Origin of the sequence: Hymenobacter miniatus (assembly GCF_016427455.1) — a bacterium.
Classification (GTDB): Bacteria; Bacteroidota; Bacteroidia; order Cytophagales; family Hymenobacteraceae; genus Hymenobacter; species Hymenobacter armeniacus.
This window is the reverse complement of record NZ_JAELXR010000022.1, coordinates 1-17,090: the sequence shown is the minus strand read 5'-3', so window position 1 is coordinate 17,090 and position 17,090 is coordinate 1. Positions and strand designations below refer to the sequence as shown.

Annotated in this window: 15 protein-coding genes; 2 read left to right on the top strand and 13 right to left on the bottom strand. The window is 63.2% G+C overall.

The genetic code is table 11. The annotated features are described in order from the left end of the window. Positions 1-3: 3 nt before the first annotated feature. The 9 genes from lpdA to JAO73_RS22185 form a co-directional block, all read right to left on the bottom strand. The gene (gene lpdA, locus JAO73_RS22225) at positions 4-1,416 is read right to left on the bottom strand and encodes a dihydrolipoyl dehydrogenase (RefSeq protein WP_198979536.1); all 1,413 of its coding nucleotides are present in this window, start codon (positions 1,414-1,416) and stop codon (positions 4-6) included. Between the two features lie 25 nt (positions 1,417-1,441). After that, complete coding sequence (locus JAO73_RS22220) at positions 1,442-2,338, bottom strand: cation diffusion facilitator family transporter (protein WP_198979535.1); 897 nt, start codon at positions 2,336-2,338, stop codon at positions 1,442-1,444. Continuing rightward, positions 2,335-4,599, bottom strand: a complete 2,265-nt coding sequence (locus JAO73_RS22215) for a heavy metal translocating P-type ATPase (protein WP_198979534.1) — start codon at positions 4,597-4,599, stop codon at positions 2,335-2,337. Before JAO73_RS22215 ends, JAO73_RS22220 begins: the two co-directional genes overlap by 4 nt. A gap of 48 nt (positions 4,600-4,647) precedes the next feature. Continuing rightward, complete coding sequence (locus tag JAO73_RS22210) at positions 4,648-5,259, bottom strand: hypothetical protein (protein ID WP_198979533.1); 612 nt, start codon at positions 5,257-5,259, stop codon at positions 4,648-4,650. 9 nt (positions 5,260-5,268) lie between these two features. Next, a complete protein-coding gene (locus tag JAO73_RS22205; protein ID WP_198979532.1) occupies positions 5,269-5,598 on the bottom strand; it encodes a YnfA family protein in 330 nt (109 codons plus the stop codon). 37 nt (positions 5,599-5,635) lie between these two features. Then, on the bottom strand, positions 5,636-6,853 hold the full coding sequence (locus JAO73_RS22200) for an efflux RND transporter periplasmic adaptor subunit (RefSeq protein WP_198979531.1): 1,218 nt from the start codon (positions 6,851-6,853) through the stop codon (positions 5,636-5,638). 33 nt (positions 6,854-6,886) lie between these two features. Beyond that, positions 6,887-11,365, bottom strand: coding sequence for a CusA/CzcA family heavy metal efflux RND transporter (locus tag JAO73_RS22195; protein ID WP_198979530.1), 4,479 nt, complete (start codon positions 11,363-11,365; stop codon positions 6,887-6,889). A gap of 165 nt (positions 11,366-11,530) precedes the next feature. Further along, a complete protein-coding gene (locus JAO73_RS22190; protein ID WP_198979529.1) occupies positions 11,531-11,854 on the bottom strand; it encodes a DUF6660 family protein in 324 nt (107 codons plus the stop codon). A gap of 70 nt (positions 11,855-11,924) precedes the next feature. Next, entirely contained in the window at positions 11,925-12,392 is a 468-nt protein-coding gene (locus tag JAO73_RS22185; protein ID WP_198979528.1) for a hypothetical protein, read from the bottom strand. Positions 12,393-12,561: 169 nt separating this feature from the next. Between JAO73_RS22185 and lpcA the strand changes: the two genes are divergently transcribed. Continuing rightward, a complete protein-coding gene (gene lpcA, locus JAO73_RS22180; protein WP_198979527.1) occupies positions 12,562-13,158 on the top strand; it encodes a D-sedoheptulose 7-phosphate isomerase in 597 nt (198 codons plus the stop codon). On the opposite strand, the gene JAO73_RS22175 is transcribed toward lpcA, so the two are convergent. From JAO73_RS22175 to JAO73_RS22165, 3 genes are all read right to left on the bottom strand, one after another. Next, complete coding sequence (locus tag JAO73_RS22175) at positions 13,123-13,608, bottom strand: hypothetical protein (protein WP_198979526.1); 486 nt, start codon at positions 13,606-13,608, stop codon at positions 13,123-13,125. The genes lpcA and JAO73_RS22175 overlap by 36 nt on opposite strands. A 32-nt stretch (positions 13,609-13,640) precedes the next feature. Continuing rightward, the gene (locus JAO73_RS22170) at positions 13,641-14,525 is read right to left on the bottom strand and encodes a transporter (protein ID WP_198979525.1); all 885 of its coding nucleotides are present in this window, start codon (positions 14,523-14,525) and stop codon (positions 13,641-13,643) included. A gap of 82 nt (positions 14,526-14,607) precedes the next feature. After that, the gene (locus JAO73_RS22165) at positions 14,608-15,987 is read right to left on the bottom strand and encodes an Nramp family divalent metal transporter (protein ID WP_198979524.1); all 1,380 of its coding nucleotides are present in this window, start codon (positions 15,985-15,987) and stop codon (positions 14,608-14,610) included. 412 nt (positions 15,988-16,399) lie between these two features. Here JAO73_RS22165 and JAO73_RS22160 point away from each other — a divergent pair, with 412 nt between their 5' ends. Then, entirely contained in the window at positions 16,400-16,642 is a 243-nt protein-coding gene (locus tag JAO73_RS22160) for a hypothetical protein (protein WP_198979523.1), read from the top strand. A gap of 277 nt (positions 16,643-16,919) precedes the next feature. Here the strand turns inward: JAO73_RS22160 and JAO73_RS23170 are convergent. Next, a partial coding sequence (locus JAO73_RS23170) for a four-helix bundle copper-binding protein (RefSeq protein WP_262896086.1) occupies positions 16,920-17,090 on the bottom strand: 171 nt, incomplete at its 5' end.

Sequence of the window (17,090 nt, the reverse complement as noted above, 5' to 3'; positions counted from 1 at the left end):
GCATTACATGTTAAGAGCCCCGATGCCGGCCGCGTTCAGGCAGGCTTCCTTGAAGGCTTCGGCATACGTAGGGTGGGCGTGTGACATCAGGCCCACGTCTTCGGCCGCGCCACGGAAATGCATGATGCCCACGGCCTCGGCGATGATGTCGGCAATGCGCGCGCCAATCATGTGTACGCCCAGAATCTCGTCGGTTTGCGCGTCGGTAAGCACCTTCACCAGTCCTTCCGTGTCGGCCCCGGCCAGTGCCCGTCCCGAGGCGGAGTACGGAAACGAGCCCACCTTGTAGGCCTTGCCCTGCTCTTTGAGCTGCTCTTCGGTGTAGCCCACGCCAGCCACTTCGGGCCAGGTGTAGACCACGCCCGGAATAAGCAGGTAATTGACTTCCGGCGCCTTGCCGGCAATGAGCTCGGCCACGTACACGCCTTCGTCGGAGGCCTTGTGGGCCAGCATGGCCCCGCGCACCACGTCGCCTAAGGCCCAGATGCCCGGCACGGTGGTTTGCAGGTCGTCGTTCACCTTCACCCGCCCCTTCTCATCCAGTTCTACGCCGGCCGCGGCCAGGTTCAGCCCGTCGGTGTAAGGCCGGCGGCCCACCGACACCAGACAGTAGTCGCCCTCCAACTGCAGCTCGGCACTTGGCCCGCCCTGGGCAGTGAGCTTTACTGTATCACCGGTGCGCTCCACGGCCGTCACCTTGTGGGAGAGGTAGAACTCCAGGCCCTGCTTCTTGAGCGAGCGCAGCAGCTCCTTGCCCAGGGTACGGTCCATGGTCGGGATGATGGCGTCGGTGTATTCCACCACCGATACCTTGCTGCCCAGCCGGGCGTACACCGAGCCCAGCTCCAGGCCGATGACGCCCCCGCCCACAATAATGAGGTGCTTGGGCAGCTCGCGGAGCGCAAGCGCCTCGGTGCTGGTAATGATGCGCTCCTTGTCCAGGGTGATGAAAGGCAGGGTGCTGGGCTTGGAGCCGGTGGCGATGATGATGTTTTTGGCTGTCAATTGCTGCTCTTCCCCACTGCCCCCTTCGCCGGGCTGCACCCGCACGGTAGTCGCATCCACAAACGAGGCCACGCCGTGAATAACGTCCACCTTGTTTTTCTTCATCAGGAACACCACCCCGTCGCATACTCTTTTCACCACCTGGTCCTTGCGCGCCATCATGCGGGGCAGGTCGGCGCGCAGGTTGTCGGCGTCGATGCCGTGCTCGGCGAACTGGTGGGTGGCCTTTTGATACAGCTCAGTAGATTCAAGCACCGCCTTGGAAGGAATGCAGCCCACGTTGAGGCAGGTTCCGCCCAGAGTGGGGTACTTCTCGATGATGGCGGTTTTCAGGCCCAGCTGGCCGCAGCGCACGGCGGCAATGTAGCCGCCCGGGCCGGAGCCGATGATGATGACGTCGTAGGTGGTCATGGGAAAGAATGAGGGGCTAAAGGGATTAAAGGTGGGTTTCGTGTTGGGCAAAGTCGCCGCGCTCAACCTGAATCGTGGCGTGCTGAATGGGGTGTTTGGTCGTGAGGTAGTCGTGGGTGCGGGTGAGCACATCCTCGTGCCGGGCCTCGTCGGTGAGCACCACGTGAACGCTCAGCGCGTTGACGCCCGAGGTAAGCACCCAGGCGTGCAGGTCGTGGACGGCGGCCACGCCGGGTACCTGCAGCAGCCCCTGGCGCATAGCTTCCAGGTTCACGTCGGCCGGAGTGCCTTCCAGCAGTACGTTCACCGACTCCTTGAGCAGGGCCCAGGTGCGGGGCAGGATGAACAGGCCGATGCCGGCCGAGAGCAACGGGTCGGCGTAGTACCAATTGGTGGTGAGCATGATAACCCCGGCAATGAGCACGCCCACGGACGTGAGCAGGTCGCTCAGTACCTCGAAGTAGGCGCCTTTCATGTTCAGGCTTTCGCCCGAGCTTTTGCGCAGCAGGTACACGCCATAGAGGTTCACGACCATGCCCACGCCGGCAACCCACATCATGGTGGTGCTTTCTACCTTAGGCGGGTTCAGAAACCGAAAATACGCCTCGTAGAGGATGTAAATCGAAATCAGAATCAGTACCACCGCGTTGGTGAGGGCGGCCAGAATCTCGAAGCGGTAGTAGCCGAAGGTGCGCCCGGGGGTGGCGGGCTTCTCGCCGAAGCGAATGGCCAGCAGGGCCAGGCCCACCCCGGCCACGTCAGTGAGCATGTGGCCTGCGTCGGCCAGAAGGGCCAGACTGCCGGTCCACCAGCCGCCCACGACCTCAGCCACCAGGTAGGCTAGTGTGGTGAAAAAGACAATGGTCAGGGCACGCTTGTTGCGCGAGGCGGCACTGCCGCTCATGCCGTGGGCGCCGCTCACGTTGATGGGCCGCTAGGATGATGCGGCCCATCGCGCAATTCGCGGGGCATGGGCTCAACTACCGACACGTTCTCTTCGGCCAGTGGGACGGCAGCAGCGGCCGGCGGCGTACCGGTGCCCGGCGTAGCATAGTCCATGCGCTGGATGCGCACGGCGTTGAGGATGGCCAGTAGGGCCACGCCCACGTCGGCAAATACGGCTTCCCACATCGTGGCCAGGCCGCCGGCACCCAGGGCCAACACGACGCCCTTGACAATAAAGGCCAGCCAGATGTTCTGCCACACCACCCGGTGGGTAGCGCGGGCAATGCGCCGGGCGGTGGCAATTTTACTCGGGTGGTCGGTCTGGATGACGACGTCGGCCGTTTCAATAGTAGCGTCTGAGCCCAGGCCGCCCATGGCAATGCCTACGTCAGCCAGGGCTACTACCGGCGCATCGTTGACCCCATCGCCCACGAAGGCCAGCTTACGGCCCGCGTCCTTGTACTCCTGCACATAGCGGGCCTTGTCTTCGGGCAGCAGCCCGCCATGGGCCTCGTCGATGCCGAGCTCCTTGGCCACGCGCTGCACGATGCTGTCTTTATCCCCCGAGAGCATCACAATTTTGGTGATGCCATCGGCGCGCAGCTCCTGCACCGTGCGGGCCGCGTCTTCTTTGGGAGCATCGGCTACGGTGAGGTAACCGGCGTATTTGCCATCGACGGCGGCCACCACGATGCTATCCAGAACCTGGTCGACCTCGGCCGGGTAGGCCACGCTGAACTTGGTCAGTAGCTTGGTGTTGCCGGCCAGCACGTCGCGGCCGTCCACCCGGCCGCGCAGACCGTGGCCCGAGATTTCCTCGACGTTCTCCACTGACACACCCGTCGCGGCGGCACCCACGTGGAGCACCACGGCCTTGGCGATGGGGTGGGTGGACTTGGTTTCCAGCGCGCCCACCAGCCGTAGCAGCTGTGGGGCATCTAAACCCGCGGCGGGCTGCACCTGCTGCACAGCGAAGATGCCCTGGGTGAGTGTGCCCGTCTTGTCCATCACCACCGTGTCCAACTCGCGCATCACGTCCAGGAAGTTGGAGCCCTTAAACAGGATACCCGCTTTGGAGGCCGCCCCGATGCCGCCGAAGTAGCCCAGCGGAATGCTGATGACCAGCGCGCAAGGACAGGAGATGACCAGGAATACCAGCGCCCGGTACAGCCAGTTGCGGAACACGTAGTCATCGACCACGAAGTAGGGCACCGCTACCAGCAGCACGGCCAGCAGGACGACAATGGGCGTGTAGACCTTGGCAAACTTGGTGATGAACTGCTGGGTTTTGGCCTTGCGGCCCACCGCGTCCTGTACCATGGCCAGAATTTTGGCCAGCTTGGTGTCCTTATAATTAGCTGTTACCGCCACCTGAATCAGGCTTTCCAGGTTGACCATGCCCGCCAATACCGGCTCGCCGGTTTGCTTGGTCTGGGGCACCGACTCACCGGTGAGGGCAGCCGTGTTAAAGGAGGCCGGACCTTTGGTAAGAGTACCGTCCAGGGCCACTTTCTCGCCTGGCTTCACCTCGATGGTGTCGCCCACGACCACTTCTTTGGGGTCGAGCACCACCGTCTGCCCGTTGCGGATAACCGTGACCTCGGTAGCCTGAATCTCCAGCAGGGCCTTGATGCTGCGCTTGGCCCGGTTCACGGCCGCATCCTGGAACAGCTCGCCCACGGTGTAGAACAGCATCACGGCTACGCCTTCGGGGTACTCGCCGATGGCAAAGGCCCCGAGCGTGGCAATGCTCATGAGCAGGAACTCGTTAAAAATGTTGCCCGAGGGAATGCTCTGCACGGCCGAGCGGATGACTTTCCAGCCGACCAGCAAAAAGGCGATGCCATACCAGCCCAGACGCACGTAGCCGGTGAAGAAGCCCACCTTATAATAGTCCAGCGCGATGCCGGCCAGCAGCAGCGCGAAGCTGACGCCGGGCCAGAGGTAAGGGTTGTCACCGGCCGGGCCATGGTCGTGGTCGTCGCCGCTGCCGTGGTCGTGGCCGGCGTGCTCGTCGGCTCCTTTACCGCCCAGGTCCACTACCTTCTTACCCGCCGGGTGGTTGTGGCCCGTGTGGTCGTGTTCGGCGTGGTCGTGGCCCGGCACGTCGTGGCCCTCAGGCTCAGCGGCGGCCTCGGGGGTGAGCTGGTCGCGGCTGAGGGCGCCCACGTTTTCGAGCTTGGCCTGCTTGGCCGTGTTGAGCTCTTCGTCGGTGTTGGGGGAGGTTGGGTCAGGCATAAGAAAAGAAATAGGAGCGTGAAAGAAGTAGACCGGGGCGGCTCAGGCCTACCAGTCGACAAAAAAACCCGCCACGCCTACCAGCACGAGTACTGCCCCGGTAAAGCGGCGCTCGTGGCGGGCCAGGCCCGTCAGGTTCAGGCGGCGAAGGCCGGTGTGGCCCACGGCGACCAGCGTGCTCATGGCCCCCACGGACACCACCAGGTAAGTGCCCATGACCAGGGCCAGGGCCAGCGGACCGCGCGTGCCGGCGGTCAGGAAAAACGTCTGAATTTCCAGGCAGGGAGCCAGAAACATCGTCGCCGCCAGCCCCAGCACTACCCGGCCCCGGGGCCGTACGGGCACGGGTTCCGGGTCGGGATGGGTATGGCCCGCCCCGGAAAAGGCGTAGAGCAGGCCAATGACCACCAGCAGGGCCGGGGCCGCGACGCCGGCAAACTGCGAGAAGGCCGCCGACAGGCGCCAGCCCAGCAGGCCCAGCCCCAGGCCCAGTAGCACCGTGCTCAGCACGTGGGCCAAGCCGGCCACCAGCGTTACGCCCACCGCCCGCCGCAAGGGCCAGTGCTCTGCCCGCGCCACGGCCAGCACCGGCGCCCAATGGTTGGGAATCGCGGCGTGGAGCAGACTAAGCAGTAAGGCACCGGTGAGTAACTGAATCATGGGCAGCAATTACGGGCGGGGCCAGAAAAGAACGACGGCAATGCCCAGCAGGATAATGGTCCCACCAAACACGTCATACCGGTCGGGCCGGAAACCGTCGAAGTAAGCGGCCCAGGCAATGGACATGACAATGAAAACGGCCCCGTATACGGCGTAGGTTTTGCCAAACGATGTAGGCTGCCAGGTGGCTACCCAGCCGTAGAGGGCCAGCAGCAGTGCCCCAGCCAGTCCCGTCCACCCCGGTCGCCCGGACTTGAGCCACTGCCACATCAGGTAGCCGCCCCCGATTTCGCAGAGGCCCGCCAAAAAGAATACGGCTAGTGGTTTCAGGATGAGCATACAGATGGGGTTAACGTGGCACAAGCCTTAGGAATGGCTATTCCTCTTCTTCGGCGTTTTTAAGCTTGGCCAGCAGGGAATACGCGCCCTCGGTAACAATGGCGGCATTTGCCGCTGTCAATCCTTCCGGCAGCGTAACCTGGGTGTAGCCGTTTTCGCTCACGCCGGTTTCCACGGCCACCATGCGGTAGCTGGTTTCACCCTTCGCCGTGGACTTGTCGCCGGCCACGAAAATGTAGTCTTTGCCCCCAAACTGCACCAGGGCCTTGTCGGGCAGGGCCGGCACGGTGGCCGAGTTGGTTTCGATAACGGCCCGCACGTAGGTGCCAGGCAGGCGGCTGGCGTCCTCGTGGCGCAGGTGGGCGTACACGCGCACGGTGCGGTCTTCGCCCACGGTGCGGCCAATGAGGTAGATTTTAGCCTGGTGGTCGGCCCCGGCCGAGTCATTGGCCAGGGTGTAGCGCACCACCTGCCCGTTGCGCAGCTGGGGCGCGTCCTTCTCGAACACGTTCAGCACCACGTCCAGGTGGCCGGGGTCGATAATTTCAAACAGCACGTCGGTCGCCGTCACGCTCTGGCCGGCACTGGCGTTCACCGTTTTCAGGAAGCCGCCGCGCGGGGCCTTCACCGGGGCCGTGGTGGTGAGCTTGCCGCCTACTGGCAGGCCGGCCAGGCGCAGCCGGGCGGCCTGAGCGGCCACCTGGGCCTGCAGGGCCCGGTACTCGGCGCGGGCCCGCTGGAAGTTTTTCTGCGGGGCTACTTCCTGCCGGTAGAGCTCTTCCTGCCGGGCATACTCGGAACGGGCGTATTCGAGCTGGCTGCTCGTTTCCAGGTACTTCTGCTGCAAGTCCAGAAACTCGGGGTTGCGGATGGTGGCCAGCACCTGCCCGGCCCGCACCTGCGAGCCCTGCAGCAGGGTGGTGCGCTCCACGATGCCGCCGAGCAGGGCGCTGACGGCTACCGCGTTTTCGGGCGGCGCGTCCAGCGTACCGTTGACCTTGAGCCCGCCGCTGAGCACCCGGTCCTGCACCTTGCCCAGGCGGATGCCGGCCGTGCGCTGCTCTTCCGGTGAAAGGGTAGTTTCGGTGGGCTCCGCTTCGGTGGCCTCTTTCGCTCCTTCGGCCGCGGGCTGACCAGCTGCCGTGGCGACGGCAGGCGTTTCGGTGGTGGCCTCGGCGGAAGCGCCTTCTTTTTTATCGGTGCCGCAGCTGGCCAGGGTCAGGCCAAACAGCGCCACGAATGCAATATTCTTCATGGAGAAAATTCAGGAAATCAAGAAATAAGAAGGTTACTGGGCCGCGCTGTTAAGCAGGTAGTCCAGCTCAATGACAGTCTGATTGTGCTCCAGCAGTACTTCCAGGTAGGCCGTGCGCAAGCCCAGGGCCCGCTCCAGGTTGAGCAGGTACTCGCTGTAGCCGGTTTCGCCGGCCTTGAAGGCCCGGGTGCTCAGGCGCACAATCACATCGGCCTGGGGCAGAGCCGTTTGCTGGTAGAAGCTCAGGCGCTGCTGCTGCTCGGCGTGGCGGGCCACCAGCTCGTCCTGCCGGCCGGCCAGCTCGGCCAGCTGCCGCCGGTACGAGGCCGTGGCCACCTGCTCCTGCAGGCGGGCGGCCTGCACCCGGCTTTTCTGCGGGCCGCGCAGGATGGGAATGCCCACGGAGCCCTGCACGCCCTGAAACCGGTCACTGCCCGAGTAGTCACGCTCCGGACCACCCACCCCGCCGATGGTCTGCGGGCCAATCAGGGACTGGTTGAAGTAGCCGAGCGTAACATTGGGCAACCCCTGGGCCTGCTCGGCGCGGGTAGCCGCCTGGCGCTGGGCAATGAGCTGGCGCAGCACCTGGGCATCCGGGTTTTGGGCCAGGCGGGCCGTGTCGCCCAGGGCAGGCAGCACCACGGGTTCCAGGGGACGCAACAGACTGTCTGCCACGTCCACTACCTGCGCCTGTTGCAGCAGGGCTTGTAGCTGGCGCTGGGCCACCTGGTAGCCCGTGCGGGCCTGGCGAATCAGGGCCTGGGTTTCGCCCTGCTGCACCAGGGCCGTGGCCGGTTCGAGTCGGGCCACTTCCCCGGTTTTGAAGCGCAGGTTCGCGGCCCGCAGAAACTCGGTGTAGAGGCTGTCCTGCCCGCGCAGCACCTTGAGGCGGTGCCGGGCGTATACGGCCTGCTCGTAATTCAGGCGCACCTGCCGCCGCAGGTCGGCCTGCACCTGGGCCAGCTGGAACTGCTGCCCGCCTACCTGCGCATCCAGCAGCCGGGCCTGGCTGCGGTACACGCCCGGCAGCGAGAAGGTCTGGCTGAGGTTGAACTGGTTGTCCTTGCGGTAGGTGTTGTACTGCCCGTAGGTGACGCCGATGGTGGTGCGGCCCAGGTCGGTAGCCGTGCGGCGCAGGGCCTGCTGGGCTTCGAGCGAGCGTTGCGCCACCTGCACGGTGCCGTTGGCTTGTAGGGCCTGGGTTACGGCCTGTTGGGCCGTGAACGGCGCCCCGCCCACGGACAACTGCGGCTGCTGGGCACGGCCCGTGAAGGGCAAAGCCAGCAGCAACAGGGCAAGGGCCCCCGCTACCACGGGAGAAGTTGGCGTCGTGCCCGTTGCGCCCGTGGGGGCGTCATCGTGCATTTCCTCTTCGTCATCAGCCGTTTTCGTTGCCCGGCTTTCCACCAGGGCGTAGAGAATAGGCAGCACCAGCAGGGTGAGCAGCGTAGCCGTCACCAGGCCCCCGATGACGACGGTGGCCAGGGGGCGCTGCACTTCGGCCCCCGCCGAGGTGGCCAGGGCCATGGGCAAAAAGCCGAGCGAGGCCACCGTGGCCGTCATCAGCACGGGGCGTAGCCGGGTGGCCGTACCCTGCAGAATCCGTTCTGTTAAGTCCGTCACGCCTTCTTTTTTGAGTTGGTTGAAATAGCCGATGAGTACCACGCCGTTGAGCACGGCCACACCGAAGAGGGCAATAAAGCCTACTCCGGCCGAGATGCTGAAAGGCATGTCGCGCAGCCAGAGCGAGAGCACCCCGCCGATGGCTGAAAGCGGAATGGCCGTGAAAATCATCGTCGCCTGCAGCATGGAACGGAAGGTGAAGAAGAGCAGGGCGAAGATCAGCAGCAGCGCCACCGGCACGGCAATGCTCAGGCGCTGCGAGGCTTCGCGCAGGTTCTCGAACTGCCCGCCGTAGGTGGTGTAGTAGCCGGGCGCCAGCTTGAGCTGCTGGTCTACCTTGCCCTGCAGCTCTTCTACCACGCTTTCCACGTCGCGGCCCCGCACGTTGAAGGCCACCGTGATGCGGCGCTTGGCATCATCACGCTGAATCTGGTTAGGGCCTTCCACCAAGCTTACGTCGGCGAGCTGCTCCAACGGAATCTGCTCGCCGCGCGGGGTGGCGATGAAGAGCTGGCGCACGCTGGTAATGTCCTTGCGCAGGGCCGGGGGCAGGCGCAGCACCAAATCGAAGCGGCGCTCCTGCTCGAACACCTGGCCGGCTGTCTGGCCGGCAAAGGCCGTCTGCACGGTGTGGTTCACGTCTTCCACATTCAGGCCGAACTGGGCCAGCTTGTTGCGGTCAATCTTGACCACAATCTGCGGCAGGCCGGTTACCTGCTCCACGTAAATATCCTCCGCGCCCTGCACCTGCCGCACGAGCGTGGCGGTGCGGGCGGCGTAGTCGGCCAGCTGGTCGAGGTCCTCGCCGTAAATCTTGAGCACTACGTCCTGCTTGGCCCCCGAAATGAGCTCGTTGAAGCGCATCTGGATGGGCTGCTGAAAACCGAAGGTGACGCCGGGAATCACGCTCAGGGCTTCGGCCATCTTCTCGGCCAGCTCGGGCTGGGTCTTGGCCGAGGTCCACTCCTTAGGGTCTTTTAGGGTTACCATCACGTCGGCCGCTTCCACCGGCATGGGGTCGGTGGGAATCTCGGCCGAGCCAATCTTGGCGACCACTTCCTTGACCTCGGGAAACTGTTTTTTCAGGATTCCCCCCGCCTGGTTGGCTTTTTCAATGGTGTAGCTCAGCGACGAGCCCGTGAGCGTACGCATCTCGATGGCGAAGTCCCCTTCCGAGAGCTGCGGGATAAACTCACCACCCAGCGTGCGGAACAAGAGCACCGTGCCCACGAGCAGGGCCACCGAGGTGGCCAGCACCACGGCCTTGCGGCGCAGCGCCCAGCTAATCATCGGTCGGTAGCGGGCTTCCAGCCAGCTCATCATCTTGTCGGAGAACGTGCGCTTAGGGGTCGTGTTGCGGCTTAGCCCCAGCGCGGCCATCATCGGCACGTAGGTCAGGGATAGAATCAGGGCCCCGATGATGGCGAAGGCCACGGTTTGGGCCATCGGCTTGAACATCTTGCCCTCGATGCCGGCCAGGGCCAGCAGGGGCAGGTACACAATCAGGATGATGACTTCGGGAAAGCCCGCCGAGTCGCGGATGCCGGCGGCGGCCTCGTAGGTCTCGTCATCCATCTGCCGCTGCGTGAGCAGGCCGCCCTTGCCGTGGGCCTTGGTGTGGCCCGAGTGGAGGCGGTGAATGATGCCCTCGACGATAATCACAGCCCCGTCCACGACCAGGCCAAAGTCGATGGCTCCGAGCGAGAGCAGGTTGCCCGATACGCCGAAGAGCTGCATCATGGCAATGGCAAAGAGCATGGCCAGCGGAATGACCGAGGCCACGACCAGGCCCGCGCGCAGGTTGCCCAGAAACAGCACGAGTACGAAAATCACAATCAGCGCGCCCTCAATCAGGTTCTTGGTGACCGTGTAGATGGCCCGGCCCACCAAATCGGAGCGGTCCAGGTACACGTCCACGGCTACGCCTTCGGGCAGGGATTTCTCCACCGTCTTCATGCGCTCTTTCACGGCCTTGATGACTTCGTTGGCGTTGGCGCCCTTGAGCATGAGCACGATGCCGCCGGTCACTTCGCCCTCGTTGTTGCGGGTCATGGCCCCGTAGCGCACAGCCGAGCCCAGGCGGATGTTGGCCACGTCACGCACCAGGATGGGCAGGCCCGTGGACGTGTTGCGCACCACGATGTTGCCGATGTCCTGCGGGGTAGTTACCAGGCCCTCAGTGCGGATAGCGTAAGCCGTGGGGTTTTTATCCAGGTAAGCCCCGCCGGTGTTCTGGTTGTTGCGCGAGACGGCCTGGTAGACCTCGTCCACGGTGATGTTCAGCGAGCGCAGACGTTCGGGGTCCAGCGACACCTCGTACTGCTTGAGCAGGCCACCGAAAGACGAAACATCAGCCACGCCGGGCGTACCCAGCAGCTGGCGGCGCACTATCCAGTCCTGAATCGTGCGCAGCTCGCGGGCGTCGTACTTCTTCTCGTAGCCGGGCTTGGCGCGCACCAGGTACTGGTAAATCTCGCCCAGGCCGGTGGACACCGGCGACATTTCCGGGCGGCCCACGCCGGCTGGAATCTGGCTTTCGGCCTCTCGCAGCCGCTCGGCTACCTGCTGGCGGGCCCAGTAGATGTCAATGCCGTCCTCAAAGACGATGGTGACCACCGAGAGGCCAAAGCGGGAAAAGGAGCGCACGTTGTCCTCACCGGGAATGGTGGCCACGCTCTGCTCGATGGGAAAGGACACCAGCCGCTCAATGTCGTTGGCGGCCAGCGAAGGGGCCACGGTGTAGACCACGACCTGGTTATTGGTGATATCAGGCACCGCGTCGATGGGGAGGCGGTAGAGCGAGTAGCCGCCCCAGGCAATGAGCGCCAGGGTCAGCAGCCCGATGATGAGCTTGTTGTGTATGGAAAAATAGATCAGCTTATTCAGCATGATGACTGGGGGGTAAGACTAGAAATCCTGGGAAGGGGGCGACCGGAGCCCAGCGGGGCTCAACGGCGGCGGGGTCCGGGGCGAGGGCACGGAACGTGCGCATGCGTCAACGAGACTGAACCCCGCACCGGGGCTCAGTCCCGCAGGGGACCCGAAAACAGGAAACTAGGCTTGGGGGGGCTGCCAGATGCTGCCCGGCATCTGCCGGGCGGCCGGGGCCTGAAGCCGGGCATACCGGCCGGAGGCATGAAAAGCCTTGGGTGGCACCGCCAGGGCAATACGCAACGCCGTGGGCAGCGAGGTGCCTGCGCAGCAGTGGCACTGGCACAGCGGCGTGCACCAGTCAACGCCCGCGTGGGACGCAGCATCGTGGGAAGTGGCGTTAACAACCGTCTGCGTGCTGTTCGGGCGCACCGGCTCGCGGTCTACGCAGGGCAGACAGGCGAGCAGGGCCAGGTAACAAGCAAAGAAGACGGAGAAGAAGCGCATTCCAGGGGCTAGGATGGTGCAAACCTACGGATTCCACGCCGATAAGGATACACCCTTGGGTAATTTGGTTTTATTCATCCAGTGTCCGGCACAGGGTTTGGCTGCTAATGAGCCACTGGTCGTGCTGGCGAACAACGACCGAAATAGCCGTGTAGCCCTGCGCCGGCAACCGGCGTCTGCGAGCAGAAACAGGGGTATCCCGGCAATAAGTTTCCACCACCATGGCCGTGTCCGTTCCGGGCAGCACGCTTACCTGATACTGCCCCAGCGCAGGGGAGGGCCGGCACCAGCCGCGGCAGCCGGCCAGGTGAACGAAGCGGCGCTTCGGGGACGGTTCCGTTTGGTCGAGGAGCCAGCCGGCGCGGGTGAAGACCGCCACGGCGGCGGCGGAATCTCCGATGGCAACGGCCTGGCGAAACGTGCGCATGGTAAGCAAAACCCCCGCTTCCGTGGGTGCATCGCGCAGGCTGGAATCGGCGGCGCCCCCTACCCCGCCGGGCAACCTGGCGGAAGAAAACGGGAGCAGCAAGGATGCCATGGGGATATATACCGCAAGTGACAGTGACCGCATCGAAAATGTAAGTGGTTATCTTCTTTACACGAGAGAAAGACCGTAGGGTTGAGGTAGGGTAGATAACCATCGGAGCAGCAACCATGGCAGGAGCAGCCCGTTAGCTGGGCCAGCCCCGCCACGTTACCCCTCTGCTATGCTCACTGCCCTCATTCACGCTGAACTCACGGAAGCCCGTGACGTGCTTGACCGATTTCTGGCCGACGCCGACAACCTTGCCCGCATCGAGCAGGCCGCCCGCCTGATGAGCACCTGCCTGGGCTCGGGGGGCAAAATCCTAAGCTGCGGCAACGGCGGCAGCCTCTGCGACGCTCAGCACTTCGCTGAGGAGCTTACCGGCCGCTACCGCCAGGACCGCCCGGCCCTGGCGGCCATAGCCCTGACCGAAGCCTCCCACCTGAGCTGCGTGGCCAACGACTATGGCTTCGAATTCGTGTTCAGCCGCTACGTGCAGGCCTTGGGCCGGCCCGGCGACGTGCTGCTGGCTATCAGCACCAGCGGCCACTCGCCCAACGTGCTGCGCGCGGCCGAAGCCGCCCGCGCCGCCGGCATGCAGGTGGTGGCCCTGACGGGTAAAGACGGCGGCCCACTGGCGGCGCTGGCCCACGTGGAAATCCGGGTGCCGCATACCGGGTACGCCGACCGCATTCAGGAAGTGCACGTGAAAGTGATTCACATCCTGCTGCAACTGATTGAGTTATTGCTGGACCAGGCGGCCAGCGGCCCCCGCTGAGCGATTCGTAGCCGGGGACGCTTTACCCGCTTGTCCAAAGCTGCACACCGCCGCGGCCCAGTGCCGGGTGCCGTAGGCGCGCAGCAGGGGCAGCACGTCCGCCCTTAGGGCAAAATGCAGCAGGGGACTGGTCGGACAGAGCGCGGGGTTGTCGGGGTTGCGCAGCACCAGGCCCGTGGCTACAAGCGGTAACAGCACTTGATTGCGCAGGAGCAGAAACGTGTGCTCGGTCGACGCATCAGCCCAGCCGTAGGCGGAGCGCATGAAGTCACGGATGCCCCGCGACATGCCTTTGCTCGGATTGCTCGCCCGAACCCACGGCGTGTCCGGTCCCACATCGGCTAGGGCCAGCAGGGTAAGTCCGGCCAGCTTCGTGGTCAGCGGCGGTGGCAGCCCCAGCGCGGCCAGGATCTGTTGGGCTTCGCTGACGCGGGGATGATAGATTTCCATAGCGCAAGGCGAAATGGGCTTCAGCGCCAGTCTTAACGCCGGAAGCTGAAGCCCATAAAGTAGGTGGTTTCCGTATCCTTGGTCAAAGCTAGGTTGATGCCCGTATCCAGCTGCAGGTTGTCGCCGAGGCGCAGGGTGGGGCCGCCGTTGAGGGTGGCTGTCCAGGTCGTCGCCCGGGTGTCCCAGGCCGAGGCAATTTCCACGAATCCGCCCAGGGTCTTATACAGGTCGTGGCCGATGGTGATGGTGGGTGCCAGCTCCAGGAAATGCTCCGCGGCTTCGCTGTCCCGGTTCAGCGTGGCCTGAAACTGAGTGCCGAGCGTGAAGTCGTGGGGCAGCTGGACGGAAAACGGCGTGACGATGCCGCCCTCCCAGGCCCCGTTGCCGCAGTTGCGGCCGGTGGGGAGTTTCACAAACGGCATCAGGGCAAAGGCCGTCGCGCCGCCGTCGTTGCCCCACAGGTTGCGCTTGAGCCGCACGGTGATGTCCCCAAAGCCCGCACGCCGGGTCCCGGTTTCGGTGCTGCCCTCGGTTTGGATGGTGTACGATTCCACCACTATCTGCAGGTCCACGTTGTGGCTAAGGCCCAGCTTCAGGTTGGCGTGGTTGATGGCCAACTCCTGCTGAGTGGTCTGCTCCTCAAAGCGGGACCGGCCCAGCCGCAGTACGTCGGTTTCTACCTGAAAATGCCCCGCATCGACGGAGTACGCACTCTCCGTGGCATCGGGCCGGTCCGTGCTCAGCGGCCGCATCAGGGCCGTGGGTACCGGCCTGAACAGGGTATATACTCGTTTGCGGGCCCGTAGTGTATCGACGCTCCCCGGCTCAGGGGCGGGCAGTCCGGTTGCTCCCTGGCCCAGCGCCGGGGCCGCGCTGCTCAGGGCGAGGGCCAGGGCGAAAAGTGGAAAAAAGCGCATGGCAAATCGGGATTTAAAAGGCAAGGAAGGGGCTGCCCGGGCGCGTAGCCCAGGTGGTATTCGGAAAGAATAGAGCGGCGGCTTACTGGAAGAAGGTCTGAAACAAGAGGTAGACGTTCAGGCCAATGATGACGCCCGACACCAGCCAGGCAATGGTCTTGACGATGGGCCCGTTGGCGAACACGCCCATTTTGGCCCGGCTGCTGGTGAATAGTACCAGCGGCACTACCGCGAAACTGAGCTGAAAGGACAGGATTACCTGGCTCAGCACCAGTAGCTGGCCGGCGCCTTTTTCCCCGTACAGCAGGATGACAATCAGGGCCGGCACCACGGCAATGCTGCGGGTCAGCAGGCGGCGTAGCCAGGGTTTGAGCCGGATGTTGAGAAAGCCCTCCATCACAATCTGCCCGGCCAGGGTGCCGGTCAGGGTGGAGTTTTGCCCGGCCGCCAGCAGAGCCACGGCGAACAGCATGCTGGCCGCCCCGGCCCCAAGCACGGGCGTGAGCAGCTTATGCGCGTCGTTGATGTCGGCCACGTTGTACATGCCCGTTTTGTGGAAGGTCGCGGCGGCTGTCACCAGAATGGCCGCATTCACGAAAAACGCCAGGAACAGCGCTACCGTGGAGTCTATGGTGGCGAACTTGATGGCCATGCGCTTGCCCGGCTCGGTCTGCTCAATCTGCCGAGTTTGCACGATGCTCGAGTGCAGGTACAGGTTGTGCGGCATCACCGTGGCGCCCAGGATGCCGATGGCGATGTAGAGCATCTGCGGGTTGGTCACCACCTCGGGCCGGGGCACCAGCCCACCAAGCATGGCGAAGTAGTCCGGATGCGACACGATGATTTCGTACACAAAGCACCCGAAGATGATGACGATGAGGCCGGCCACGATGCTCTCAATCACTCGGAAGCCTTTGTTCTGGAAGTAGAGCACGACCAGCACATCGAGCACCGTCAACACCACGCCCCAAGTGAGCGGCATGCCAAAGAGCAGGTTCAGGGCAATAGCCGAGCCGATGACTTCGGCCAAATCGCAGGCCGCAATGGCCACCTCGCACAGCACCCAGAGCACCATGGACACGGGCTTCGAGTAATGGTCGCGGCAGGCCTGCGCCAGGTCGCGTCCCGATACGATGCCCAGCTTGGCGGCCAGGTGCTGGAGCAGCATGGCAAACAGGTTGGAAATCAGAATGACCGAGAGCAGGGTGTAGCCGTAGCGCGAGCCGCCGGCCAGGTCGGTGGCCCAGTTGCCGGGGTCCATGTAGCCCACAGCCACCATCAGGCCCGGCCCCCAGAAGGCAAATAGCTTGCGCCAGAACGAGGCACTGGCCGGTGGCACCTTGATGGTGCCGAACACTTCCCGCAGAGAAGGGGCCGTGCGTGGCTTGCGCCAGCCGGATTCGGGCGCCGTCAGGCTGTCTATTTCAGATTGCGGGGCCGTAGAAGCTACGAGGAGGGACATGACGAACAGGAAGAATACGGATGCAAGGTACTATTTTTAGGATACCCTAAAAATAATTTTTTGCTTATCTAAATACTGCTTGGCCTATGAATTGGTTTCCTCCTAGGGTGTTGTTAAACAAATAGGAGAAAACCTCCAAATCCTCGACTATCTCATCTATTCGCCAGCGATAAACTAACGTGTCGTAAATGCATCGAAAAAAGCGGATTTCACACACCCAACAAGTCAAACGGAAGAGACCAGCGAAAACGAATGTTTATGTTAGGCCTTTTACTACTGTATTAGACATAAGTCTGTTATACAATGCATTAAGACAATAATTAGGTGATTATGCGCTCGACACAGAGATTTTGTCCTAATCGCATAACAAAACCCATGAACAGCAAAAACGCCCAGCAGAACAGGGCGTTTTATGAGGATGCAGATCAGGTACTTAGGCTGCCTGAATCTTGAAGCCAGCGTTTTCGACTGCCTGCACTACTTACTCGGGCAAGAGCTGGTCGGAGTTGACGGTGAGAATCTTGCCGGGGTTGGCCGTGTCCACCTGCCAGTTGCCGGTACCGGCCTACTGGTTGAGGGTTGGCATAACGGCCTTGATGCCGCCGCAATTGATAGTGGTCTTAAACCGAAGGGTTTTCTTGAAGAGGAGAAGTAAGGCCCGCCGAGCGGGTCGGTTTCAAGTAGATAACGCTCAAAAGTGCCGGCGGGTGCATCAACGCGAGTACAGAATTGCACTGGCAGCTTACATGATTTAACCACTTATAAACGCCAAAAAGGCCAGTCCACCTTACGCAGACTGGCCTTCTCCACTGTTGAATTCTTTAGGCGGCTGTGCTAATGCCCTGACGGCAGGTTTGCTCGCAGCGGCAGCACGCTTCGGTGCACTCCTTGCTATGCTGCATATGAGAGACGTGCTTTTCGCACTCGTCGCCTCAGGCTTTGCAGATTTCGGCGCACTCGCTCAGCAGGTGCTGGTCGTGCTCGGAGCCGCGGGCCACAAAGCGGGCGGTAATGGCGCAGATGTCGGCGCAGTCGCGGTCAATGCTGATACAGCGGGCCATCATCTGCACATCCTGTTCACTAAGGCAGGCAGTAGCACAATG